Raw genomic sequence first — 24,097 nt, forward strand, 5'->3', positions numbered from 1 at the left:
CCATGCCCGCGGCGCCCGACCACGATGCCCCGGCCGGCACGGCCTGGCACAAGGCGTTGGCGCGGCGCTTTCCGGATCTCCTGCCGGCATCGCTGGCAGCGCTCGCGGCGCACGCACGCAGGGAGACGCTGGGCGCGAACGGCATCGTGCTCACGGCCGGCACCGTCTGGCAGCACGCGTTCTGGGTCGAGCAGGGGATGCTGCGGCTCTTCTACATCGACAGCGAAGGGCGCGAATCGAACAAGAACTTCCATGCCGAGGATGCGTTCATCTGGCCCGTGACAGAGGCGATGCGGCACGAGCCCGCTGCCTTCTTCATCGCGGCGCTGGTGCCGGTCACGGTCTGGCGCCTGCCGTACGCCACGTTGCAGGCCACGGTCGAGGGGCTGCCTTCATGGACTGCGCTGCAGCTGCACGCGCTTTCGGGGCTGCTCGACGACAAGATGCGGCGCGAGCAGGTCTTCCTGCAATGCTCGGCGCGCCAGCGCTACGAGACCTTGCTGCGCGAACGCCCCGAGTGGGCGGGGCGCATCCCGCTGCGCCACCTGGCCTCGTACCTGGGCATGACGGACGTGTCGCTCTCGCGGCTGCGCGCTGAGATGGGACTTATCGAGGGTTAAGGCGCCTGCCGCGCGGCGGCCCGACAGTGCGGGCTTTCCCGTTCGAGGAGAGAGCCCGCCATGTCTTCACGCAACCCGGCTGCCCCATTGCCGCTGGCCTTCCATGCCCTCGCCGTTTTCTGGCTCGGCGCGATGGCCGGCTTTTTCTGGACCTACAGCGCCAACGTCAACTTCGCGACCCTGGAGATGGACGGTGCCACCTATGCGCTCGTGCAGTCGGGCCTGAACCGCAACGTGCGGCACGCGATGTTCTTCGGCTTCTTCTTCGGCCCGCCGCTGCTGTGCGCGCTTGCCCTTGCCACGGACTGGCGCGCCTGCCGGGCTGGCTGGTGGCGATGCCTGCTGCTGGCGGGCGTGCTCTACGGGCTGGGCATCGTGCTGTTCACCGCGCAGGTCAACCTGCCGCTCAATGCGTACACCGAATCGTGGAATCCGCAGGCGCTGCCGCCCGACTGGGCGCAGACGCGCCTGCGCTGGAACGCCGCGAACCTCTGGCGCACCGTGGCCAGTGCGCTGGCCTTCGGGCTGGGGCTCGCGGCACTGTGTCTGCGGGCGACGGCCGCGGCTCAGTCCAGCGCGAACAGCGCGGCCGCCGCCTCGTCGAGCGCCGCGACCCTGCGCGAGTCGGAACGCGGGCCGGCTGCCTGCAGCGCGCGCTGATACATCGCCACGCGCGTGGCCGACACCGGCCTGCACAGCGGCCGCCCGCGCGTCTGCGCGATGCCGCGTCCGGGCACCACGTAGCGCCCCGGGCTGAGCCGCGCGAAGCGGATGTAGGCCTGCAGCGTGGGGAGCACGTCGGCGTGCAGCGCGTTCATGCGCTTTTCCGCCTCCTTGCCGATCTGCGCGTAGCCCTTGGCGTCCTTGGTGATGGGCAGGCCGAGGATGTCGGCCATGTCGATCTCGAAGTGCGTGAAGTCGCCGTACGGGCGCTTGCAGTCGATGACGAAGCTGCTCCAGTTCGCGTGCTGCAGCAGGCGGATGTGCTCTTCGGTCACGTCGAAGGCCGCGCGCTTCTCGAAGGGCGGCTGGAAGGCGTAGTGGCCGGCCACGAAGCTCGCGTGCAGGAAGAAGGCGGCCGCCACGTTCACGAATCGGTCGAAGACCGGCGAGTTGCCGCCGTCGAGCACGTCGCCGAACTGTTCGAGCGTCATGTCGGGCGGCACGATGGCGGGCGCGCCGGATTCGCAGCCGACCCACTCGGCGTGGCTGCGGCGGAACCAGTCGATGTCGGCCTGCGTGATCTCGATGCTGCCCGGCTGGGGCGGCGCTGTCGGGGCGGATGCGGGCGCATCCTGCGACTGGCCGCAGCCCGAGGCGGCCAGCAGGCCGGTTGCGGCGCATGCGGCAGAAAGTACCAGCGCATCCCGCCGATGGAACCATCTCAATTTGTTCTCTCCAGGGAAAAGCTATCTGTCCGGCGCACGAGGATGCCATGCGGGCCTGACATCTGCCTGAGGACGGCCGGGGCATCGGGAGCGTCAGGGGCGCGGTGTAGGCTCGCCGCATCCACATCGCAAGGAGCGACATGACCGAAGCAGCGCAGGACCGAGGCAACGACGACGACGGTGACGACGAGCTCTCGCCCGGCTGGGACGCCATCACCGCCGCCATGGAGCGCCTCTACCCCGGCCAGGAGCCGAAGCACTACGGCACGGTGATCAAGTGGATGCTCGGCGGGCCCGATCCGCTGGACGGCGTGAGCGTGTGGAAGCGCATGGAGCCGGTGCCGCACTGGCACTACCTGAGCTACGGGCTCAGCGAGCTCTACACCAAGGAGTCGGACGTCGCCGAAACCAGCGGCTACGGCTTCGAACTCACTTTCCGCCTCGCCTGCGAGCCGGACGACGAAGAACCGCCCGCATGGGCCATCAACTTCCTGCAGAACCTCGCGCGCTACGTGTTCAAGAGCGGCAACGTGTTCGACGACGGCCACTGGATGACCGCCAACGGTCCCATCGCGCTGGAGCGCGAGACGCTGATCCGCTCGATGGGCTTCGTGTTCGATCCCGAGCTGCCGGCCATCGACACGCCCAACGGCCGCGTGAGCTTCATCCAGGTCGTGGGCCTGACGGAAGACGAGGAGCGCGCGGGCAAGCGCTGGGACACGCGCCGGCTGCTCGACGCGCTGCTGCCGGCGATGCCGCTGTGGGTGACCGACCTCGGGCGGCCCTCGCTGCTCGACGATGCCGAAGTGCGCGGGCGCGTGGAGGAGGGCGCGGCGCGCGAGGGCTCGTCCAGCGGTTTTCTCTTCACCGAAGTGCTGGGCTGGGAGACGAGCAAGCGGCTGCTGCGCGCGCCGGTCACCGAGATCACGCTGGGCGCGCGGCAGGTCGACGAGCTGGTCGCGCTGCTGCCGCTGCGGCTGCCTTTCGGGCGCGACTTCCACTTCGCGAGCCGCGAGCGGGCGCTGGTCTTCGCGCACGGCGAGACCGACAGCGTTTCCGAAGAAGACGGCAGACTCACGCTGCGGCTTTCCGATGCGACGGTGCGCGAGCTGGCCCGCACGCTGAGGCCGGTCGCCGGCACCTACGAGGTGCAGGGTCTTGGCGCCGTGCGCTGGAAGGTGCAGAAGACGACAATCAGGGACCCGCAGGGGAACGTTGTCGGCACCGTAGGCTGACCGGTCATCCCCACGCCAGCCCACAGCCAGCCCATCGCCAGCAACCCGACTCCAGATGCAACGTCTCACGCGTCAACGCAACGCCGTCTTCTCCGCCTTCAGCGACGCAGGCCGCGTCCTCACCGCTCCGCAGATCCTGGCGCATGCGCGCGAGATCGTTCCCGAGATCAGCCTCTCGACCGTGTACCGCCAGGTCTCGCTGCTGCTGGCGGACGGCGAAATCGCCAAGGTCGAGCTGCCCGGCGAGCCCGCCCGCTACGAGGTGGCGTGCAAGCCCGAGGCGCATGGCAAGGCGGGCCGCGGCGCAAAGCACGCCGACCATCACCATCACTACTTCCATTGCTCCAGCTGCGGGCAGGTGTACATGCTGCATTCCTGCCCCGGGCCGATGGACGACCTGGTGCCCGAGGGCTTCAAGGTCAGCAGCCACGAGGTGACGCTGCACGGGGTGTGCGCGTCTTGCTCGGGAGCGGCCGACAAGGCGCACTGACCAGTCGGCTTTCATCCGGCTTTCAATTTATTGAGAATGGATTCTCAATAACGTATAGTCGCGGGTCCGAATCCTCTGGTTCCGATCCGATCATGCAAGTCCTGTCCTCGCTCAAAGAAGCAAAGAAGCGCCACCGCGACTGCCAGGTGGTGACGCGGCGCGGCCGCACCTACGTCATCTGCAAGTCCAATCCGCGCTTCAAGGCCAGACAGGGCGGCGCGAAGAACAGGCACAAGCGCTGAGGAGCGCATGCGCCGCTGACGGGCGCGGCGACTGAAGAGCCGGCGCCCGAATCTCCCCAACACCGAACAAACGAACGATCGACTGACCGCCTCGGCGCGTGTGCGCCGGTGCGTGCCTGCGCGCGTCCCGTTCGTCCTTCCATTCACCGGGTTTCCTTCATGCTTCGAGCCACCGGCCTCACCAAGCAATACGGCGCGCACACCGCGCTCGACAGCCTCGACCTCGACATCCGCGCGGGCGACATCTACTGCCTGCTGGGCGCGAACGGCGCGGGCAAGACCACCACCATCAACCTGTTCCTGAACTTCGTCGAGCCGACCTCCGGCACGGTGGAGATCAACGGCATCGACGTCGTGCGCCACCCGGTGGCCACCAAGCAGCACGTGGCCTACATCCCCGAGCAGGTCACGCTGTACGGGCCGCTCTCGGGGCTGGAGAACCTGCGCTTCTTCGCCGGGCTCGCGCTGGGCCGCGAGCTGCCGCGCGAGCGGCTGCTGGAGCTGATGACCGAGGTGGGGCTGGACCACGCCGCGGCCGACAGGCGCGTGTCGGCCTACTCCAAGGGCATGCGACAGAAGGTGTGGATCGCGGTCGCGCTGGCCAAGCAGGCGAAGGCGCTGCTGCTCGACGAGCCCACCTCGGGGCTCGACCCGCAGGCCGCCAGCGAGTTCTCGGGCCTGCTGCGCCGCGCCGCCGACAACGGCGTGGCCGTGCTCACCACCACGCACGACCTGTTCCACGCGCAGCAGACCGCCACGCGCGTCGGGATCATGAAGCGCGGCCGCCTCGTCGAGAGCCTGGACGGCGAGGCGCAGATCGCGCGCACCGACCTGCAGTCCCTCTACCTGGCGCACATGAGGGCATGACATGCAGCTCGTGAACTGGATCGCACGCCGCGAATTCCTCGAACGCCTGCGCGACGGGCGCCTCTACTGGGCCGGCGGACTGGTGGCGGTGCTGCTGCTGACCGCGCTCGCCGTGGGCTGGGCGCACCAGCGCGACGCGCAGGCCGAGCAGCGCGCCGCGCAGGCCATGGACTACCGCGACTGGCTGCGGCAGGACCGTCGCCATCCGCACGACGCCGCGCACCAGGGCATGCACGCCTTCAAGCCCGAGGCGGTGCTGTCGATGATCGACCCGGGCATCAACCTTTTCATCGGCAGCACCGTGTGGCTGCAGGCGCATCGCCAGAGCGAGGTGAAGTTCAATGTCGCGCAGGACGCGACCGGCCTGCAGCGCTTCGGCAATCTCTCGGTCGGCTGGATATTGCAGGTGCTGAGCCCGCTGCTGGTGATCGTGCTGGGCTTCAACGCCTTCGCGGCCGAGCGCGAGCAGGGCATCCTGCGCCAGACGCTGAGCCTGGGTGTGTCGCCGCTGCGGCTGCTGGGCGGCAAGGCGCTGGCGCTGACGGCGTCGCTGGCCGTGTTGCTGGTGCCGGCGGGGCTTGTCGCGGCCATCGCCGTGGGGGCCGGCGCGGATGACGGCGAGCGGCTCGACGCGCTGCTCCGGCTGGGGGCGTGGGCCGTCGGCTATGCCGTGTACCTGGGCATCTTCGTGTTCCTGGTGCTCGGCGTTTCCGCGGCCTGCTCGACCTCGCGCATGGCGATCGCGCTGCTGCTGGCCATCTGGATCGCTCAGGCGGTGATGGCGCCGCGCGTGCTCTCGGAGCTGTCGCGCGCATGGTTCCCGAGCCCGACGCGGCTGGAGTTCAACCGCCAGCTCGGCGCAGAACTCAAGACCGTGTCCGACGAGGTGTGGCGGAAGAACTTCGGCTCCACCGAACGCTGGGGGCGCGACGTGCCGCTGAGCAAGTGGGGCATCGCGCTGCGCCTGGACGACCAGGCCTCGTACCCCGTGTACGACCGCCACTACGGCCGCCTGTGGGACACCTGGGAGCGCCAGCAGGCGGTGCAGGAATGGAGCGGCCTGCTGGTGCCCGTCCTCGCGGTGCGCAGCTTCTCGATGGGCATGGCGGGCACCGACTTCGCGCACCACCGCAGCTTCACCACCGCCGCCGAGCTGCATCGCCGCCATATCCAGGACCTGATGAGCGAAGACCTGGTGGCGCACGCCGACCCGCTGGGCGACCAGCATTTCGCCTACCAGGCGACGCCCGAACTGTGGGCGACGGTGCCGCCCTTCGACTACCAGCCGCCGCGCGCGGCCTGGGCGCTGATGCACCAGATGCGCAGCTTCGCCGTGCTGTGCGCGGGCCTGCTGCTGGCCGCCGCCTTCGCGGCATTCACCGCCTCGCGGCAGCGCGCGCTCTGAGCAACCGTCTTGTCAGTCAAGCGATATGCATCGTCGGATCCCATGTGGTGCCGTGTTTGGCGATGGCATTGAGCATGGTCAGCAGCTTGCGCATGCAGGCCACGAGAGCGACCTTCTTGCGCTTTCCTGCCGCCAGCAGGCGCTCATAGCAGGCCTTAAGCGCCGGGTTATGTCGCACCGCCGTCAGCGTGGCCATGTACAGGGTTCGCCGCACATCGGCGCGCCCACCCCAAATGCAGCGCTGACCACGCATCTGGCCGGAGTCGCGGTTCAAGGGCGCAACGCCCACCAGCGCAGCGATGCGGCGCCGGTCGAGCTTGCCGAGTTCGGGGAGTTCGGCCAGCAGCACTGCAACGCTGGCAGCGCCGATGCCCGGCACGCTGGCCAGCGCCTGGGCCAATCGGGCGTGATGGCGCTGCACATGCGCAGCCACCTCGGCTTCGCTGTCGCCGAGTTCCTGCTTCAAGAATTCAATGACTCGCTCGATGCTCGGGCGCGCCGCCGCGTGCGCCAGGCGCAGGCGCTGCCGCTCGGAGGTCAGCATCTGCACCAACTGGCGCCGACGCAGCACCAAGGCCTGCAGTTGCTGCAACTCGGCATCAGCCAGCGGCTTGACGAAGCGCTCGCGCTCGGGGTGTTGGTGCAGCACGCGGGCGAAGGCCGCCAGCATGCGCGCATCCAGCGCATCGGTCTTGGCCAGCGCGCCCATCGAGCGGGCGAAGTCGCGCGCGGTGCGCGGGTTGACCACCGCCACCGCCAAGCCCGCGGCTTGCAACGCGCAGGCCGCTTCGAACTCGTAGCCGCCCGTGGCCTCCAGCACAACCAGCGCGGGCGCCAAAGCCGATGCCTGGTTGACCAGTTGCTCGATGCCAGCCACGTCATTGGCGAGCTGCCAAGTCTTGCCCTGATCGCTGCTGGCGATCTCCAGGGTCTGGCTGGAGACATCAATACCGATAAAAACAGAGTCGGACACGTCCTCTCACTCCCATCCTTGTCTATACGAACTTCAAGTTCCTACAACCGTTCGGGCTGCAGAGAAGGACGGTCCGGCTCGGGCGCCCAGTGCTCAGAGGCGGGCTTCAACAAATGGCCCGGAGGCCGCTCGGGCTACCCGAGCCGGTCCGAGGCTTAAAGATACAAGGCAAGCCGTACATGACGACGACCACTTCTTCCTCGGTTTCTTCCCCCGTTCCCGTTTCCATCGTCGATCCGCCGCAGGGCCGCCGGCTGCTGGCCGTGATGCGCCAGGAATGCCGCCTGATGCTCGCCGAGCGCACGCTGTGGGCCGTCGGCCTGCTGTTCCTGCTGCTGGTGGCCTATGCGCTCGGTAACGGGCTGCTGCAGACCGCGAGCCGCGACCGTGCGCAGGCGGCTGTCGCGCAGGCCGACCGCGACACCCGCGCGGCGCAGCGCGCGCTGCTCGAAAGCATCCTCGCCGGCACCGCGCAGCCCACGCCCTTCGAGAACCCGGCCGATCCTTCGCGCATGGCCAGCGGCTACGGCGGGCACCACGCGATCCTGCCGACCGCGCCGCTGGGCCCGGTCGCGCTGGGGCAAAGCGACCTGTACCCGAGCCAGTTCAAGGTCACGAACCAGAGCCGCGTGGTGTTCATGAACCCCAGCGACATCGAAAGCCCGTGGCACCTGCTGAGCGGGCACTTCGACCTGGCCTTCGTCATCGTCTACCTGCTGCCGCTGCTGATCTTCGCGCTGGGCTACAACCTGCTGTCGGCCGAGCGCGAGAACGGCACGCTGAGGCTGCTGCTGTCGCAGCCGCTGCGCCTGCGCACGCTGCTCGCCGGCAAGCTCACGGTGCGCGCGGCGGTGCTGCTGGGGCCCGCCGTGCTGCTGCCGGTGGCCGTGCTGCTGGTGGCGCGGCAGGCCGGGCTGGCCGGCTCGCCGGGTGCCGCCCTGTGGTGGTGGGCGCTGCTGGTGGGGGCGTACGTGCTCTTCTGGTTCGCGCTGGTGGTGGCGGTGAATGCCTTCGGCGCCTCATCGGCGACCAACGCGATGGTGCTCGTCATCGCCTGGGTGCTGCTGGTGCTGGTGGCTCCGGTGCTGCTGAACCTTGCAGTGACGCAGGCCAGCCCCGCACCTTCGCGCACCGAGCTGGCCACGCGCCAGCGCATCGTCACCGCCGAGGCGATGAAGCGCCACGCCGACCTGATGAGCACCGACTACCGGCACGTGGGCCGCGGCGCGATCCTCGTGCCGCGCGACGGCAAGGTCGAGATCGCCGGCCGTGCGCTGGGCAACTACCTGATCGAGAAGGAAGTCGACGAGGCCATCAAGCCCGAGCTCGACCGCTTCGACGCGCAGCAGGCCGGGCAGCAGGCGCTGCTCGCGCGCTTCAGCGCGGTGTCTCCGGCGGCAGTGGCCTACGAGGGCATGACGGCGCTGGCCGGCACAGGCACGCGGCGCCAGGCGCGCTTCGAGGCCCAGACCGTCGCCTATCACGAGGCCTGGAAGCGCTTCTTCTCCCCGCGCATCGACGCGCGCGACGCGCTGGTGCCCGCCGAGTTCGACCGCATCCCCGCATTCGCCTGGCAGGAAGAGCCCGCCGGTCTCGTGCGCGGGCAGGCGGCCATCGCTGTGATCCAACTGCTGGTGCCGAGCCTGCTGCTGTTCGGCCTCGCGGCGTGGCGGCTGCGGCGCTTCTCGGTCGCCTAGCGGCCACCCGGCTTTTCTTTTCTTCCCGCAATTCCAAGCAATCGATCCAATGACAACCCTCATCCGCACGGCCATGGCGATGGCCGCCGCCACCGCATTCCAGGTTTCGTACGCGCAGCAGGCCGGCGGCGGCGAGCTCGGCACCATCACCGTCGAAGGCAGCCGCGACGCCAGCGGCCTGCATCTAGAGGAGTCGAGCGGCTCGGCCTCGCGCCTCGGCCTCTCGGTGCGCGAGACGCCGGCCTCGGTCGAGATCCTGCAGCAGGACACCATGCAGCAGCGCGGCGCGCGCACCTTCAGCGAGGCGCTGCGCGGCATGGCGGGCCTGTCGGGCGGCGGGCCGCCGTCGTCGCCGACCACGCTGTCCACGCGCGGCTTCACCAGCCTCATGTACCTGTACGACGGCGTGCGCAGTTCCGGCGCGGGCGTGACCAACCGCGTGCAGGACACCTGGAACTACGAGCGCATCGAGGTGCTGAAGGGCCCGGCCTCGGTGCTCGACGGCGAGGGTGCCATCGGCGGCGTCGTCAACTTCGTGACCAAGCGGCCCGACCGCAACAACCCGAACAAGGAGGCGCTGCTCTCGTACGGCAGCTACGGCTCCACGCGCGCTGCATTCGGCTTCGGCGGCGCGCTGGGCGATGCCAGCGCCTACCGGCTGGACTACAGCCGCAACGACACGAAGGTGGGCACCATCGCGCGCAACGGCGAGCGCATCGACCACTTCACCAGCGGGCTGATGGTCGACTTCGGCGGCTCGGTGAAGCTGGATCTTTCGTTCGACTACCTGCGCGACAACAACCAGGCCTACTGGGGCACGCCGCTGGTGCCGGCCAGCTTCGCCACGCAGCCGACCAACGTGGTCAGCACGCCTGACGGCCGCGTGATCGACCGGCGCCTGGCGCGCAGCAACTACAACGTGCCCGACGACGAGAACTCGTCGGAAACCTACTGGCTGCGCGCGCGGCTCACGGGCCAGCTCGACGGCGGCTGGTCGTGGCGCAACGAGTTCTCGGCCAACAAGGCGAACCGCGTGTTCCGCAATTCCGAGAGCGCGGTCTTCGTGGCGCCCGCCAGCATCGCGCGCGACCAGACGCTGATCACCCACGACCAGGACTTCTGGCTGAACCGCTTCGATGCCACGCACAAGGGCACGCTCGGCGGCATGGACAACCGCTTCGTCGCCGGCGGCGAATACAGCGAGACGCGCTTCGGCAGCCAGCGCCGCTTCTCCAACGGCAGCGCAGCCACCGCGAACCTGCTGCGCGTGCCGGTGTTCGACCCGTACATCGCGCCTTTCAACGACAGCCTCGCACTCACCACGGGCGCGGGCAACCGCACCAACACCACGTCGAACGTGAAGGTCACGTCGGCCTTCGTGGAAGACGCGATCAAGCCGGTGCGCGGCCTCACGCTGGTGGGCGGCCTGCGCCACGACCGCACCGAGGTCGACCGCGGCATCGCCGACCTGAACCTGGGCAGCTACACCCGCTTCGGCACCAGCTACCGCTCGACCTCGGGGCGCATCGGCGCGGTGTACGACATCACGCCGGATTCGAGCGTGTACGCCCAGTACACCAACGCGACGCTGCCGGTGAACTCGCTCTTCCTGCTGTCGGCGTCGAATGCGGCCTTTCCGATGTCGCGCGGCAAGCAGGCCGAGGTGGGCTTCAAGCAGAGCCTGCCCGAGGCGAAGCTGGAGTGGACGGCGGCCCTCTACAAGATCGAGCTCGACAACGTGCTCTCGCGCGACCCCAACGACGCGCGCAACACGGTGAACAACGGGCGGCAGTCTTCGCGGGGCGTGGAGCTCTCGGCCGTGTGGCGGCCGACGCGCGAATGGACGCTGGCCGGCAACCTCGCCGCGCTCGACGCGCGCTACGACACGCTGATCGAGGCCGGCGGCGTCTCGCGCGTGGGCAAGACGCCGCCGAACGTGCCCGAGCGGGTGGCCAATCTCTTCGCGACCTACCGGCCCGAGGGATCGAAGTTCGAGTACTTCGCGTCGTTGAACCACACGGGCCACATGTACACCGACAACGCCAACGAGATCCGCATCAACGGCTTCACCACGCTCGACGCGGCGGTGAGCTACAGGATGCGCAACGCCTTGCTGACTTTCCGCGTGCGCAACCTGACCGACAAGCTCTACGCCACCTGGGTGGGCCGCGCGACCTCGCAGGTGCTGCTGGCGCCGCGGCGCACCTTCGAGCTGTCGGCCAAGTTCGACTTCTGACGGAGCAGGCGGCTCAGCGCATCTGCAGCCGCGCGTCCTTCGGATAGCCGATGGTGTAGTCGGCCGTCACGCGCGCGGTCTGGCCGGCCGCGAGGTCGAGCTGCCACATGGCCAGGCCGGGCTGCTTGTTCCAGGCCAGCTCGGCGGGCTGCGGCGTGAACTCCGAGGCCACGCGCACCTTCTCGTCGACCGAGACCGGAGCGGCTTCCAGCACCTGCACCGCGATCGGCGTGCGGTGGCGGTTCTCGACCACGTAGGCGCGCTGCACCTTGCGCTCGGCGCGCGAGCCGGCGAAGCCGCCCGTGCCCTGGTTGTCGCGCTCGGGCTCGGCCTGCACGCGCACCAGCTCGTCGCGGCCGAAGGAAAGCGTCAGGCGCGCATCGGTGGGCGCGTTCCAGCGGCCGCTGCCCACGAAGGCGCCGTCGCGGTAGAGCTGCATCGGGCCGGCGGGCCACACGCCGGCGGGCTGGTCGAGTTCGGCGACGAGGAAAGCGCTGGCGTCCACGCGCGGGCTGGTGCGCGCGGCGAGCTTGGCCGTGTCTTCGTGCTGGCCCAGCGCCATGGTCACGCGCTGGCCGTTGGAGGGCACGTCGATGGCCTGCGGCACCGAGAATTCGGTGGCGAAGCTGTTGTCGAACACGCTCACGTCGAACAGCGGCTCCGTCCGGCGCTCGCGGCTGTCCATGGACTTGCTGGCCATGATGGGCGAGGGCGCCATGGCCGCCGCCGGCGCGGCGGGGTAGGCCATCTCCGCCAGCGGGCGCGGCGGCGGCTCGATGCCGATGCGCCACGCCGTGGGCAGGCGGCCGGCGGTCTCGCGGCGCGGCTGGCCGGTGGAGAGCACCAGCTTCACGCCGCGCCAGTCCTCGCCCGTGGCCTGCGCCACCAGCGCCTGGCGCTCGATGCGCACCTTGCGCGTGGTGGTGTCGAGCAGCGCGCGGTAGGTGGGCGTCCAGCCGGGGCCGTTGACCTGGTAGCTGAGCTTCACGTCGGCATCGGCGCCGGCGGCCAGGGTCACCGTCACGGCGGTTACCTGGCCGCCGTTGCCCTGGGTGCGTGTGCGCTCGACCAATAGCGGGTTGAGCTGGCGGTCGATCTCTGCCTGCCTGCGCTGGATCTGGTGCTGCTTGAGCAGTGAATCCTGCCCGGTGCGGCGCATGGCCTCGGTCATGGCGGCGAGGTTGCGCGCGTCCATCGGCGCGCGCGCGCCGGGGGCGTCGCCGCTGCCGCCGGCCAGGCCCTTGAGGTAGCCGGTGACCATGCCCAGCGCGTCGGTCTCGGCCTGCAGGGCGGCCTTCTGGTCCTCGAGCTCGCGGATGCGGCCGTCGAGCGGGCTGGTCGAGCAGCGTGCCGAGAGCTCGCGCTGCTCGCTGAGCACCGAGGTCTCGCCGATGCGCACCGAAGCATCGGCCGACACCTGCAGGCTCTGCACGTCCAGCCCCGCGGGCAGGCAGGCGAAGGTGATCGAGCGCGCGCCGGCCGCGACGCGCGCCACGCGCTCCACGGTGGCGCTGCCGGGGTAGACCTTGACCTGGGTGATGCGCGAGTCGGTGGCTGCCGTGGCGGGTTGTGTAGTCGCCTGACCCTGGGCGCTCAGGCTCAGGACCAGCAGGACGGCGGCACCGGCGGTGGCGCGGAGGAGGGCGGAAGTCGATGCTTTCATGGGATGCCTCTGGAGCGAAGGTGATGAATGACCCAGGCTCATACGGGCGGCCCCGGCGATCGGGGTTAAGGCATCGTCAAAAAAACTTCATGCAGCCGGCGGCGCTGTCGCCAATGCAACCGGCACGGCGTTTCCGGTCGCGCGCGCGACGGCGGATGCGGTGCGTGCTTCATAGAGTGGCTGCATCGTCTTTTCACCCAACCCCGGACAAGGACACACCGCCATGCTCGACACCATCCAGGCCATCAACAAGACCGCCGCCTTCAACCGCTGGGCCGGCTTCGAAGTGACCAGCGCTGCCAACGGCGAAGCCGAACTGCGCATGAACTGGCGCGAGGAGGACATGGGCCAGTACGCCGGCTTCCTGCACGCCGGAATGATCGGCGCGATGCTCGACACCGTGAGCGGCTACGCGGCCGCCACCGTGGCGGGCCGCGTGCTGGCGTCGCATTTCTCGGTGAACTGCGTCTCGCCCGCCATCGGGCGCGCCTTCGTGGCGCGCGGGCGGGTGGTGAAGGCCGGGCGCAAGCAGGTGTTCGCGGCGGCCGAGCTCTATGCGCAGGGCGAGGGTGCCGATTCGCTCAAGCTCGTGGCGACGGGGAACGCAATCCTGGTTCCGGTCGAAGAGCCTGCTTCCGCGCTGCCGAAGAAGGCGCAGCCCGCGGCCTGAGCTTCAGCCCGAAGAGCGGCCGAAGGATGTTGACGCGGCGGATCAGCCCGTCCGTCAACAGCCAGCAGCCCAGCAGCGTCAGCGCCACCAGCAGCGCGGGTTCGACGACCGGGCCGAGCGCGAACGGGGCCAGCAGGGTCACGCCGGCGATGATCAGCGTCTGGTGCAGCACGTACCACGGGTACACCGACTCGTTGGCCCAGCGCAGCCAGGGCCAGGGGCGGTTCAGGTGGCGATGGCCGTGGCCGAGGATGGTCGCGACGGCCAGCCACAGGTAGAGCATGCGCAGCGTGTCCATCAGCAGGCCCGGGGGCGGGCTCTTCATGCCGGTGCGCAGCGCGATGAAGGCGGCGATCACCGCGACCGCCAGCGCGAGCGACATGCGGCGCAGCCGTTCCAGCTCCTTCCACACGCCGGTGTCCACGCCCATCCAGTAGCCGTAGAGGAACATCGTGAAGTAGAGGCTGTGCAGGTGGAAATCGCGCACCAGGTTGTGCGTGGCCGGAAAGCGCGAGGCCAGCAGCACCGTGAAGACCAGCAGCGGCACCACCGGCAACAGCAGCAGCTTCCAGCCGCGCAGGCCGTTGAAGGCTGCGCGCAGCCGCTGGCCGGCAGCGGATTTCCACAGCGGCAGCGTCAGCGCGACCAGTGCCGTGTAGGTAAATAGATAGGGCAGGTACCAGAGGTGGTTCCAGGTGATGCCGAACTCCGCGCCGTCGAAGGCCTGCTTCGGCCAGGGCTGGGCCATCGACAGGTAGCGCAGCAGGAAGGCGCCGAAGCCCGGCGCGACCATCCCGTTGGCCACGCCCTGCGCGTAGGCCTGGTAGGGCACGATCACCGCCATGCCGAAGGCCAGCGGCAGCATCAGCCGCAGGCCCCGGCTGCGCAGCAGGCCCCAGGTGCCCTGGCCTCGGCTCAGGAAGCCGAGCGACACGCCCGAGATCAGGAAGACCAGGTCCATGCGCCACAGGTTCAGGATGCGCATCGGCCATTGCAGCCATTCGGCCGCGTGCGGGCTCTTGAGGTGCCAGGGCCAGTCGGCCACGTAGTACATGCCCACGTGATAGAGGATGACGAAGAGGAAGGCCAGCGCGCGCAGGGCGTCGATGTCGTGGCGGCGGTGGTCGGATGGAATTGCTGGAACGGGATCGGCGGTCATGGGCGGCTCCTCGAAGCGGGAAGGCCGCCATGCTCGGCCCGGCCGCCCCGCGCGGCGCGGCCGGGGGACGGATCGCCCCCGCTTTGTGACGAGCGGTGGCCCGCGGGGACGAAATCCGGCCCCGAAAAGCCGTCCCGGGGCCCGTTTTCGGGAGAATCCCGGCCATGGGAGACCCCCGCAAGAACCTGTACGAACGCTACGCGCCGATCCGCCGTCCGCTGGAGGTGGCTTTCTGGATCGTGCTGATGACGCTGCAGGCCGCGTTCAGCACCATGGTGGCGATCATGGACGTGCGCACGCGCGCCGTGCCCCGGCCCAACTGGGAGGTCGCGACCTGGGAGGTGTCGAGCCACCTGGTGCTCTTGCTGCTGGTGCCCGCGCTGGCGGCGGTCGAGCGCCGGCTGTCGCCGCTGGCGCGTGCCCATCTGCTGCGCTTCCTGGCCTGGCACCTGGTGGCGAGCGTGGTGTTCAGCGTGGTGCACGTGGCGGGCATGTTCGGGCTGCGGTCGATGGTCTACGCCATGGCGGGCGAACGCTACGACTTCTGGAACTGGGCCGGCCAGTGGAGCTACGAGTACCTGAAGGACGTGCGGGTGTACGCGAGCATCGTGTTCGGCATCTGGGCGTACCGGCTGTTCCTGCTGCGTCTGCAGGGGGAGGCGCGGGTGCTGGATGCGCCGGAGGAGGGCGTGATTGCGCCGGCTCCCGTCCCGATTCCGGCTTTGGCGGAACCGGAGGGATTCGAACCCTCCGTGCCCGACGCACCCCCGCCACCGCCAGCCCGCCCCGAACGCTTCCTGGTGCGCAAGCTGCGCCGCGAATTCCTCATCGCCGCCACAGACATCGACTGGCTCCAGGCCGAGGGCAACTACGTCGGCCTGCACGTCAACGGCCACGACTACTTGCTGCGCTCCACGCTGACCGACTTCCTGGCCCAGCTCGACCCGGCGCTCTTCGTGCGCGTGCACCGCAGCCATGCAGTGAACCTGGGGCGCATCAAGGAAATCGAGCCGCTGGACGGCGGCGACGCCCGGCTGCACATGCACGACGGCACCACCGTGCCCTGCAGCCGTCGCTATCGCGATGCCCTGCGCACGGGCATCGGCGCGGCCTGATCCGGTGCGCGGCGGGCCGTGATCGGCCCGTTATTGGTTCATTCCGCACCATCAGAGAGCTTTTAGGCACCATTTTTGCTTCATTGGCCAGCCGCGCCGGTTGATTCAGGTGCGACGCACCAATTCAAACCAAAAATCCGCAAGAAGCTCCAATGGACGCACTCAAACAGGGCGCAGACGCGCTGTTCATCCTTCTCGGCGCCATCATGGTCCTGGCCATGCACGCCGGCTTTGCCTTTCTCGAACTGGGCACCGTGCGCAAGAAAAACCAGGTCAATGCGCTGGTGAAGATCCTGGTCGACTTCTCGGTCTCGACCATCGTGTATTTCCTGGTGGGCTACGGCGTGGCCTACGGCACGCATTTCTTCGTGAGCGCCACCGAGCTGTCGGCGAAGAGCGGCTACGAGCTGGTGAAGTTCTTCTTCCTGCTGACCTTCGCCGCGGCCATACCGGCCATCATCTCGGGCGGCATCGCCGAGCGCGCCAAGTTCTGGCCGCAGCTCATCGCCACGGCGGTGATCGTCGGCTTCGTCTACCCGCTCTTCGAGGGCATCGCCTGGAACAAGCACTTCGGCATCCAGGAATGGATCGCCTCGCTGACGGGCCACGAGTTCCACGACTTCGCTGGCTCCGTCGTGGTGCATGCGGTGGGCGGCTGGCTGGCGCTGCCGGCGGTGCTGCTGCTGGGGGCGCGGCGCAACCGCTACCGCGGCGACGGCTCGCTGAGCGCGCATCCGCCGTCGAACATCCCGTTCCTGGCGCTGGGCGCGTGGGTGCTGTGCGTGGGCTGGTTCGGCTTCAACGTGATGAGCGCGCAGAGCATCGACAAGATCTCGGGCCTGGTGGCCGTGAACTCGCTGATGGCGATGGTCGGCGGCACGCTGGTGGCGCTGGCCATGGGCAAGAACGACCCGGGCTTCGTCTACAACGGCCCGCTCGCCGGCCTGGTGGCGGTGTGCGCCGGCTCCGACCTGATGCACCCGCTGGGCGCGCTGGTGGTGGGCGGCGTGGCCGGCGGCATCTTCGTAAAGCTGTTCACGCTCACGCAGAACAAGTGGAAGATCGACGACGTGCTCGGCGTGTGGCCGCTGCACGGCCTGTGCGGCACCTGGGGCGGCATCGCGGCCGGCATCTTCGGCACGCAGGCGCTGGGCGGCATCGGCGGTGTGAACGTGTGGGCGCAGCTCATCGGCACCGTGATGGGCGTGGCCTGGGCCGCACTGGCTGGCGCGGCGGTGTACGGCGCGCTCAAGGCGGTGGCCGGACTGCGGCTGTCGCAGGAAGAGGAATACGACGGCGCCGACCTGTCGATCCACCACATCTCCGCGACCCCGGAGCGCGAAGTCAACTGGTAAGCGGCAAGGTGCGGCGGCTTGGGCTATTCTCGGCGCCCCTTACAACCGCCGAGGAGTAGACCCATGACAACGACACCCGCTCGCTGGCTGCGCAAAGGCGTCGCCGCACTGGCCGGCAGCCTGCTGATGCTTTCGTTCTCTTCCGTGGCGCAGGCCGGCGCGCCGCAGGTCAAGACCCAGGCGCCGGGCTTCTACCGGATGATGCTCGGCGACTTCGAGGTGACGGCGCTGTTCGACGGCACCCTCGACCTCGAGCCCAAGAAGCTGCTCACCAACACCACCCAAGCTCAGGTCGGCAAGCTGCTCGACCGCGGCTTCGAGAAGGACGCCGTGCCCACATCGGTGAACGGCTACCTCATCAACACCGGCAGCAAGCTGGTGCTGGTCGACACCGGCGCCGGGGGCCTCTTCGGCCCGACGCTCGGCAACCTGCAGGCCAACCTCAAGGCCGCGGGCTACCAGCCCGACCAGGTCGACGACGTGCTCATCACCCACATGCACGGCGACCACGTCGGCGGCCTGGTACAGGACGGCAAGCTGGTCTTTCCCAACGCCACCATCCACGCCGGGCAGGAAGACGCCGACTTCTGGCTGAACAAGGCCAATCTGGAGAAGGCCTCCGCCGAGATGAAGGGCTTCTTCCAGGGCGCGATGGCCTCGCTCAACCCCTACGTGGAAGCCGGCAAGTTCAAGGGCATGAAGGGCGGTACCGAACTGGCGCCCGGCATCAGGGCCGTGCCCGCCCATGGCCACACGCCCGGTCACAACATCTACGTCGTCGAGTCCAAGGGCCAGAAGCTGGTGCTGTGGGGCGACCTGATGCACGTGGCCGCCGTGCAGTTCGCGCAGCCGCAGATCACCATTTCGTTCGACGTCGACTCCAGGCCCGCAGCGGCCGAGCGCAAGAAGGCGTACGCCGACGCGGCCAAGGGCCGCTACCTGGTCGGCAGCGCGCACCTGCCGTTCCCGGGGCTCGGCCACGTGCGGGCCGAAGGCAAGGGCTACGCCTGGGTGCCGGTGGACTACCAGCAGGTGCGCTGAGCCAGCGATGAAGGTTGAGCGGCGCGGGCCGGTGTTGCGGCGCCCGCGCGCGCGAAGGCGCGCCCTGTAGCAAACTGGCCGGCTGCTTCGCTTTCATCATCCATCGCCCCATGACCCAAGCTCCCCCCGCCCTCGAAGTCCTCCCCCGCGACCTGTCCGCCTACCGCAAGGGCAACGTCGGCGTCGACTACGTGCACCGCTTCGAGTCCGGCAAGCCCGGCCCGCACGTGCTGATCAACGCACTCACGCACGGCAACGAGATCTGCGGCATGACGGCGGCCACGCACCTGCTCGACAACGACGTGCGTCCCAAGATCGGCACGCTCACCGTGAGCTTCGCCAACGTGGCGGCGTATGAATCCTTCAACGAGGCGCTGCCCTTCGACAGCCGGCAACTGGTGCACAACCTCAACCGCATCTGGTCGCCCGAATGGCTGGACGGCAAGGAGGACAGCCCCGAGCTGAGCCGCGCGCGCATCCTGCGCCCGGTGGTGGACGCGGCCGACCACATCCTCGACATCCACTCGACCAGCCAGCCCGTCGTGCCCTTCTGGGTGTACCCGGGCTTCGAGCGCAACGCCCGGGTCGCGCAGGCCATCGGCCGCCCCTCGGTGCACCTCGTGATGCCCGACGGCCTGGGCTCCGGCACGCCGCTCATCCAGTACGGCAGCCACGGCGGCCCCGACGGCAAGGGCGTGGCGATGGTGGTCGAATGCGGCCAGCACTTCCTGCGCTCCGCGTCTGATCTCGCCACCGCCGTCACCTACGACTTCCTCGCCTACTTCGGCCTCGTCGACAAGGACCCGGCCACCCCGCCACCCGAGCCGCAACGGCGCTTCCAACTGCTGCAGACCTACGTCATCAAGTCGCCCGACTTCGCCTTCGTGCGCCCGCTCATCGGCTTCGAGACCTTCGCCAAGGGCGAGCTGATCGCGACCAACGGCGACGAGGAAATCCGCGCGCTTTGCGACGACTGCACGATCTTCATGCCGGCCCAGCGTGCGATCGTGGGGCGCGAGGCGGTTTATCTGACCAAGCCGATCTGATACTCGGCGTGCCTGCGCCAACCAGGGGACGCAAAGGGCTCAGGTTTCCAACAGCCGCACGACCTGCTCGCGAAGCGAAGGCAAATCGTGCTGGATGGTTTGCCAGACAAGGGTGTGATCGATGGTGAAGTAGCCGTGGGAAAGCGCGTTGCGCATCTCGTAGGCGAAGCGCCATGGAACAGCAGTGTGGGCGGCCGCGAATTCCGCGTGGTGCTTCACGATGTTGTTGCTGGCTTCGCCGATGACTTCCAGGTTGCGCACCACCGCGTCCTGGGTCTTGCGATCGGCCAGATAACTGTCCGCTGTAGCGTCGCTCGTGTACTCGCGGATGCTGTCGATCGCCTGCAGGATGTGGCCCAGGTAATCCGCCACCCGTTGCGGATCTCTTCGGCTCATACCGGCATAGCCTCGCGCAGCACCTGATCGCGGAACTTGGGAGGCAGGCCGTTGGGCGTGAGTACGTCTACTTCCATGCCCAGAAGGCTCTTCAGCTCATGTCTGATTGCCCCGATGTCCATGAGCGTGGTTTGCGCCGTGGGCTCCACCAGCAGATCGAGGTCGCTGTCGGCGTCGTCCTCGCCGCGCAATGCTGAACCGAAGACTCGCACACTGCTGACGTGATGGCTCAACGCGATCTCGCGGATGCGATCACGATGCAGCGACAGGGCTTCGGAGGGGCGCATGGTGCCGAGTGTAATGTTTGGCTGCCCACGACCCTCGGGCTACGAGGCTGGTCCGTCAGGCAGTCGGTCAGCAGATCAGCAGGTGCCGCGGTTTGTCCGCGGTGCTGTAGTCCGCGTGCCAGTAGTGCGGGTCGTCGCAGGGGCTGAAGACGGCCTGGGCGCTGGCGTGGCGGGCGTCGAAGTGCTTGTCGAGCGTGACGTGCACCGAGCCGGGGTCGGGCCAGTCGGTGCCCGCGTCGCAGACCCGGTTGCCTGACGAAACCTCGGCCGCGACGATCGCCTTCAGGGCCGGGTGCAGGCGCTCGTTGAGCAGGGCGAGGATGTCGCGCCGGCTGCCGGGGCGGATCGATGTGGCGAGGCAGGCTTCGGTGAAGGCGGGATCGGCGGCCATCGTCGGGGCGGTTCCGTATGTCAGGCTGCAATGAACAACGCCGGATCCACCATCGCCCGGTTCAGCATCACCGACCAATGCAGGTGCGGCCCCGTCACCCGCCCGGTGGCGCCCACGGCAGCAAGCGCTTCGCCGGTCTTCATCACGTCGCCGACCTTCACGTCGATGCGGCTCAGGTGGCAGTACATGGTCAGCAGGCCGCCGCCGTGGTCGAGCCAGACGGTGCCACCGTTGAAGAAATAGTCTCCCGTATCGATCACCTTGCCGGGCAGGGGCGTGAGCACCGGCGTGCCGGTGCCGGCCGCGATGTCCATGCCGCTGTGCGGATTGCGCGACTGGCCGTTGAACACGCGGCGCAGGCCGAAGGAACTGGAGCGGCGGCCGGGGACGGGCACGCGCATCTGCAGGGCGGAGTCGGGGCGCATGTCGGTGAGGGTGGCCATCACGCCGGTGAGGTGGTCGCGCTCCTTGACGTACCGCGCCTCGTCCTCGGGCGAGAGGTCGACGGTGCGCGGGGCCACGGTCAGGCGCTGTTCGCGGTATTGCTTCGGGGCGACGGTGTAGGCGATCTGGCGTTCGGGCTTGCCTTCGGCGCGCACGGTGATGCTGACCTCGCCGGGTTCGGTCGCGAGCGGAATGCCGACGAGCGCGGTCCATTCGATGGCGTCGCCCACCACCAGCAGGGGGATGTCGCCCGCGAATGCCTGCGGCCGCCTGGCCGACGGGCCCAGCGACAGGCGGGCGACGCCGCCGGGCACCTGCGATGCGCGTGGCCATACGCCGGGTGTTGCCGCGGGCTGTTTCTTTGCTGCCGTCGACTTGGTCGCGGCGCCGGCGTGCATCGCGGCGATCAGGCCGATGGTGCCGAGCACGGCGCTGCGGCGGTCGAGGGCGAGATGGGTGAGGGAATAGGAGGGCGTTTGCTTCATTTGAAGAGAAGGTCGGGAAGTCGATGGATGGAGGGCGCTATCCGCTCCAGGTTCCAGGCGCGAGGCCTTCGAGCGTGTGAGGGCCGATCGCGGCGCGGATCAGCCGCAGCGTCGGCAGCCCCACGGCCGCGGTCATGCGTCGCACCTGGCGGTTGCGGCCCTCGCGGATCGCGAGCTCGATCCATGCGGTGGGAATGCTCTTGCGCTCGCGGATGGGCGGCTGCCGTTCCCACACCTCGGGCGGCGGGTCGAGCAGCCGGGCGCGCGCCGGGCGGGTGGGGCCGTCGTTGAGCTGCACGCCATTGCGCAGGGCGGCAAGCGCCGCTTCGGTCGGCTCGCCTTCGACCTGCACCCAGTAGATCTTTTCCATCTTGAAGCGCGGATCGGCGATGCGCGCCTGCAGCCTGCCGTCGTCGGTGAGCAGCAGCAGGCCTTCGCTGTCGGCGTCGAGCCGGCCGGCGACGTAGACGCCGGGGATGTCGATGAATTCCTTCAGCCCGCGCCAGCGGCCCTCGGGCGTGAACTGGCTGAGCACGCCATAAGGCTTGTTGAAGCGGATCAGGCGGGAGGAGGACGGCGCAGGCGAAGAACGAGGGGACGAAGGGCTCGGACGATTCATGTGCCGACAGGATAGCCCGGGTCTGTCCTGCAACCTCTGGCGGCCGGCTCGGCTCCAATCGACCTGTTCATTCGAGACACAGGGAATCCGGTATGACGACGATGCAACGCTCCATTCAACTCGCCTGCGCGGCGTTGGCCGGCCTGCTGCTGGCGGCGTGCAACAGCCCGGGCATCCGGGTGGGCGGCGCGCCCGAGGCCAGCGTGAAGAACTGCGTGGCAGCGGCCGCGCGCGAACTGAAGGTGCCGCCGGCTAGCATCGTCGCCGACAAGGGCACGACGCCGCGCGACGGGGTCTACACGATCAACCTGAGGGTCGGGCCGCAGGGGCGTTCGGCCGTCTGCACCACTGACGAGAACAGCGCGGTGATCGGGGTGGTCTACAAGCGGCCCGAGTAACTGCGGGCCTGCTTGCTTACTTGCCCCAGCTGTCCCGCATCCCGGCCGCGCGGTTGAACACCGGCTTGCCGGCGGCGGCGCTGGCCTTCGCGTCGAGCACGAAGTAGCCGTGCCGTTCGAACTGGATGCCGACGCCCGGCTCGGCCTTGGCCAGCGAGGGCTCGACGAAGGCCGAACACACTTCCAGGCTGTTCTTGTTCAGCTCTTCGAGCAGTTCGCCGCTGCCCGGGTGGGCTTCAGCAAACAGGCGCTCGTAGAGCCGCACTTCGGCCTGCACCGCGTCTGCGGCGGCCACCCAGGTGATGTTGCCCTTCACCTTGATCGCGTCGGCGCCGGGCGTTCCGCTCTTGGTGTCGGGCACCAGCTTCGCCTGCACTTCGACGAGCCTGCCGTCGGCGTCCTTCGTGCCGCCGATGCACTCGATGACGTGGCCGTACTTTAGTCGCACCTTGTTGCCGGGGAACAGGCGGAAGAAGCCCTTGGGCTGCACTTCCTCATAGTCGGTGCGCTCGATCCAGACTTCGCGGCCCAGCTTGAACTCGCGCTGGCCCATCTCGGGGTGGTGCGGGTGCACCGGGGCCGAGCAGTTGTCGAGCGCATCGTCACCGCCCATCAGTTCGCCCCAGTTGGTGATGACCAGCTTGACCGGGTCGAGCACGGCCATGGCGCGCGGGGCGACCGGGTCGAGCGTGTCGCGCAGCGCGGCCTCGAGGCTGGCGTAGTCGATCCAGCCGCCCGACTTGGTGGTGCCGCTGCGTTCGCAGAACAGGCGCAGCGCCTCGGGCGTGTAGCCGCGGCGGCGCAGGCCGGCGATGGTGGGCATGCGCGGGTCGTCCCAGCCGTCGACGTACTTCTCCTCGACCAGCTGGCGCAGCTTGCGCTTGCTGGTGAGCACGTGGGTTACGTTCAGGCGAGCGAACTCGTACTGGCGCGGGTGCGGGCTGGCGATGAGGCCGCCTTCGGCGAGGCGGTCGAGCAGCCAGTCGTAGAAGGGGCGCTGGTCCTCGAATTCCAGCGTGCAGATGCTGTGGGTGATCTGCTCGAGCGCGTCCTCGATGGGGTGCGCGTAGGTGTACATCGGGTAGATGCACCACTTGTCGCCGGTGTTGTGGTGGTGGGCACGGCGCACGCGGTACAGCGCGGGGTCGCGCATGTTGATGTTGGTGCTGGCCATGTCGATCTTGGCGCGCAGGATGGCGGCACCGTCGGCCACCTGGCCGTCGCGCATGGCGCGGAAGCGCGCGAGGTTCTCCTCGGGCGTGCGGGTGCGGAAGGGGCTGTCGGTGCCGGGCGTGTTGAAGTCGCCGCGGTTCGCGCGCACTTCCTCTGCCGTTTGCTCGTCGACGTAGGCGAGGCCGGCGCCGATCAGGTATTCGGCGGCCTCGTACATGAAGTCGAAGTAGTCGCTCGCAAAGTACTCGTGCGGCTGCAGGGTGCCGGGGGCGCTGGGGCGGTCGGCCAGGTAGGTTTCGTAGCCCAGCCATTTCACGGCGTCGCGGATGGAATCGACGTATTCCTGGTCTTCCTTCTCGGGGTTGGTGTCGTCGAAGCGCAGGTGGCTCACGCCGCCGTATTCCTTGGCCAACTCGAAGTTGAGCCAGATGCTCTTGGCGTGGCCGATGTGCAGGTAGCCGTTGGGCTCGGGCGGAAAACGCATGCGCACCTTGGCCGGATCGGCCATGCCCTGCGCATGATGGGCGGCGTTGCCGGGCGATCCGCCCCACTTGCGGCCAGAATAGGCACCCTGCGCGAGGTCGTTCTCGATCACGTGGCGCAGGAAATTGCTTGGTGCAGCTGTCGTCTTGGTGCCGCTTTTGTCGGTCGGGGAGGTCATCGCGGCATTTTAGGGGGCACCCCCTATGGGTTACCTTTGGC

At 68.8% G+C, this 24,097-nt stretch carries 25 protein-coding genes; 15 read left to right on the forward strand and 10 right to left on the reverse strand.

All coding sequences use genetic code 11. The features are described from left to right. Positions 1–2 precede the first annotated feature (2 nt). Positions 3–620: a Crp/Fnr family transcriptional regulator gene (locus ABL838_RS10695; protein WP_418125281.1), complete on the forward strand. Its 618-nt coding sequence runs from the start codon at positions 3–5 to the stop codon at positions 618–620. A gap of 60 nt (positions 621–680) precedes the next feature. Next, positions 681–1,280, forward strand: a complete 600-nt coding sequence (locus tag ABL838_RS10700) for an anthrone oxygenase family protein (protein WP_418125282.1) — start codon at positions 681–683, stop codon at positions 1,278–1,280. Here the strand turns inward: ABL838_RS10700 and ABL838_RS10705 are convergent. Then, the gene (locus ABL838_RS10705) at positions 1,187–2,008 is read right to left on the reverse strand and encodes a hypothetical protein (protein WP_418125283.1); all 822 of its coding nucleotides are present in this window, start codon (positions 2,006–2,008) and stop codon (positions 1,187–1,189) included. The two genes, ABL838_RS10700 and ABL838_RS10705, sit on opposite strands and share 94 nt — an antisense overlap. Positions 2,009–2,148: 140 nt before the next feature. On the opposite strand from ABL838_RS10705, the gene ABL838_RS10710 reads away from it, so the two are divergent. The 5 genes from ABL838_RS10710 (at position 2,149) to ABL838_RS10730 (ending at position 6,247) form a co-directional block, all read left to right on the forward strand. Then, positions 2,149–3,243: a suppressor of fused domain protein gene (locus ABL838_RS10710; protein WP_418125284.1), complete on the forward strand. Its 1,095-nt coding sequence runs from the start codon at positions 2,149–2,151 to the stop codon at positions 3,241–3,243. 55 nt (positions 3,244–3,298) lie between these two features. Beyond that, complete coding sequence (locus ABL838_RS10715; RefSeq protein ID WP_184636289.1) at positions 3,299–3,733, forward strand: Fur family transcriptional regulator; 435 nt, start codon at positions 3,299–3,301, stop codon at positions 3,731–3,733. Positions 3,734–3,825: 92 nt separating this feature from the next. Beyond that, positions 3,826–3,975, forward strand: coding sequence for a type B 50S ribosomal protein L36 (gene ykgO / locus ABL838_RS10720; protein ID WP_019654976.1), 150 nt, complete (start codon positions 3,826–3,828; stop codon positions 3,973–3,975). A 159-nt stretch (positions 3,976–4,134) separates the two neighbouring features. After that, a complete protein-coding gene (locus ABL838_RS10725; RefSeq protein ID WP_369658768.1) occupies positions 4,135–4,842 on the forward strand; it encodes an ABC transporter ATP-binding protein in 708 nt (235 codons plus the stop codon). Between the two features lies 1 nt (position 4,843). Continuing rightward, entirely contained in the window at positions 4,844–6,247 is a 1,404-nt protein-coding gene (locus ABL838_RS10730; protein ID WP_418125285.1) for an ABC transporter permease subunit, read from the forward strand. Positions 6,248–6,263: 16 nt separating this feature from the next. Here the strand turns inward: ABL838_RS10730 and ABL838_RS10735 are convergent, their stop codons facing one another. Next, on the reverse strand, positions 6,264–7,220 hold the full coding sequence (locus ABL838_RS10735; RefSeq protein WP_418121320.1) for an IS110 family transposase: 957 nt from the start codon (positions 7,218–7,220) through the stop codon (positions 6,264–6,266). Positions 7,221–7,399: 179 nt separating this feature from the next. On the opposite strand from ABL838_RS10735, the gene ABL838_RS10740 reads away from it, so the two are divergent. Beyond that, positions 7,400–8,917, forward strand: a complete 1,518-nt coding sequence (locus ABL838_RS10740; RefSeq protein WP_418125286.1) for an ABC transporter permease subunit — start codon at positions 7,400–7,402, stop codon at positions 8,915–8,917. Positions 8,918–8,966: 49 nt separating this feature from the next. Further along, positions 8,967–11,153, forward strand: a complete 2,187-nt coding sequence (locus ABL838_RS10745; protein WP_418125287.1) for a TonB-dependent receptor — start codon at positions 8,967–8,969, stop codon at positions 11,151–11,153. A 13-nt stretch (positions 11,154–11,166) separates the two neighbouring features. Here ABL838_RS10745 and ABL838_RS10750 read toward each other — a convergent pair whose 3' ends face one another. Further along, the gene (locus ABL838_RS10750) at positions 11,167–12,816 is read right to left on the reverse strand and encodes a DUF4139 domain-containing protein (protein ID WP_418125288.1); all 1,650 of its coding nucleotides are present in this window, start codon (positions 12,814–12,816) and stop codon (positions 11,167–11,169) included. 223 nt (positions 12,817–13,039) lie between these two features. On the opposite strand from ABL838_RS10750, the gene ABL838_RS10755 reads away from it, so the two are divergent. Continuing rightward, a complete protein-coding gene (locus ABL838_RS10755) occupies positions 13,040–13,486 on the forward strand; it encodes a PaaI family thioesterase (RefSeq protein WP_418125289.1) in 447 nt (148 codons plus the stop codon). Here ABL838_RS10755 and ABL838_RS10760 read toward each other — a convergent pair. Continuing rightward, entirely contained in the window at positions 13,398–14,645 is a 1,248-nt protein-coding gene (locus ABL838_RS10760; RefSeq protein ID WP_418125290.1) for an acyltransferase family protein, read from the reverse strand. The genes ABL838_RS10755 and ABL838_RS10760 overlap by 89 nt on opposite strands. A gap of 164 nt (positions 14,646–14,809) precedes the next feature. Between ABL838_RS10760 and ABL838_RS10765 the strand changes: the two genes are divergently transcribed. The 4 genes from ABL838_RS10765 (at position 14,810) to ABL838_RS10780 (ending at position 19,202) form a co-directional block, all read left to right on the forward strand. Continuing rightward, positions 14,810–15,760 (forward strand): LytTR family DNA-binding domain-containing protein, encoded by a 951-nt coding sequence (locus ABL838_RS10765; RefSeq protein ID WP_418125291.1) that lies wholly within the window; start codon positions 14,810–14,812, stop codon positions 15,758–15,760. Positions 15,761–15,912: 152 nt separating this feature from the next. After that, the gene (locus tag ABL838_RS10770; protein WP_019654985.1) at positions 15,913–17,115 is read left to right on the forward strand and encodes an ammonium transporter; all 1,203 of its coding nucleotides are present in this window, start codon (positions 15,913–15,915) and stop codon (positions 17,113–17,115) included. A gap of 63 nt (positions 17,116–17,178) precedes the next feature. Next, entirely contained in the window at positions 17,179–18,156 is a 978-nt protein-coding gene (locus ABL838_RS10775; protein ID WP_126024207.1) for an MBL fold metallo-hydrolase, read from the forward strand. 110 nt (positions 18,157–18,266) lie between these two features. Beyond that, on the forward strand, positions 18,267–19,202 hold the full coding sequence (locus ABL838_RS10780) for a succinylglutamate desuccinylase (protein WP_418125292.1): 936 nt from the start codon (positions 18,267–18,269) through the stop codon (positions 19,200–19,202). A 39-nt stretch (positions 19,203–19,241) separates the two neighbouring features. Here the strand turns inward: ABL838_RS10780 and ABL838_RS10785 are convergent, their stop codons facing one another. From ABL838_RS10785 to ABL838_RS10805, 5 genes are all read right to left on the reverse strand, one after another. Beyond that, the gene (locus ABL838_RS10785) at positions 19,242–19,598 is read right to left on the reverse strand and encodes a DUF86 domain-containing protein (protein ID WP_418125293.1); all 357 of its coding nucleotides are present in this window, start codon (positions 19,596–19,598) and stop codon (positions 19,242–19,244) included. Then, a complete protein-coding gene (locus tag ABL838_RS10790) occupies positions 19,595–19,885 on the reverse strand; it encodes a nucleotidyltransferase family protein (protein WP_418125294.1) in 291 nt (96 codons plus the stop codon). Before ABL838_RS10790 ends, ABL838_RS10785 begins: the two co-directional genes overlap by 4 nt. Before the next feature lie 67 nt (positions 19,886–19,952). Further along, on the reverse strand, positions 19,953–20,276 hold the full coding sequence (locus tag ABL838_RS10795; protein WP_126024211.1) for a hypothetical protein: 324 nt from the start codon (positions 20,274–20,276) through the stop codon (positions 19,953–19,955). Between the two features lie 20 nt (positions 20,277–20,296). Continuing rightward, a complete protein-coding gene (locus ABL838_RS10800) occupies positions 20,297–21,205 on the reverse strand; it encodes a peptidoglycan DD-metalloendopeptidase family protein (protein ID WP_418125295.1) in 909 nt (302 codons plus the stop codon). Between the two features lie 37 nt (positions 21,206–21,242). Continuing rightward, a complete protein-coding gene (locus ABL838_RS10805; protein WP_418119852.1) occupies positions 21,243–21,824 on the reverse strand; it encodes a pseudouridine synthase in 582 nt (193 codons plus the stop codon). Between the two features lie 92 nt (positions 21,825–21,916). Here ABL838_RS10805 and ABL838_RS10810 point away from each other — a divergent pair, with 92 nt between their 5' ends. Beyond that, positions 21,917–22,222, forward strand: a complete 306-nt coding sequence (locus ABL838_RS10810) for a hypothetical protein (protein WP_418125296.1) — start codon at positions 21,917–21,919, stop codon at positions 22,220–22,222. A 16-nt stretch (positions 22,223–22,238) separates the two neighbouring features. On the opposite strand, the gene ABL838_RS10815 is transcribed toward ABL838_RS10810, so the two are convergent. Continuing rightward, the gene (locus ABL838_RS10815; RefSeq protein ID WP_418125297.1) at positions 22,239–24,056 is read right to left on the reverse strand and encodes a glutamine--tRNA ligase/YqeY domain fusion protein; all 1,818 of its coding nucleotides are present in this window, start codon (positions 24,054–24,056) and stop codon (positions 22,239–22,241) included. Positions 24,057–24,097: the final 41 nt, after the last annotated feature.

Source organism: Variovorax sp. 160MFSha2.1, assembly GCF_048305075.1.
Taxonomy (GTDB): domain Bacteria; phylum Pseudomonadota; class Gammaproteobacteria; order Burkholderiales; family Burkholderiaceae_C; genus Variovorax; species Variovorax guangxiensis.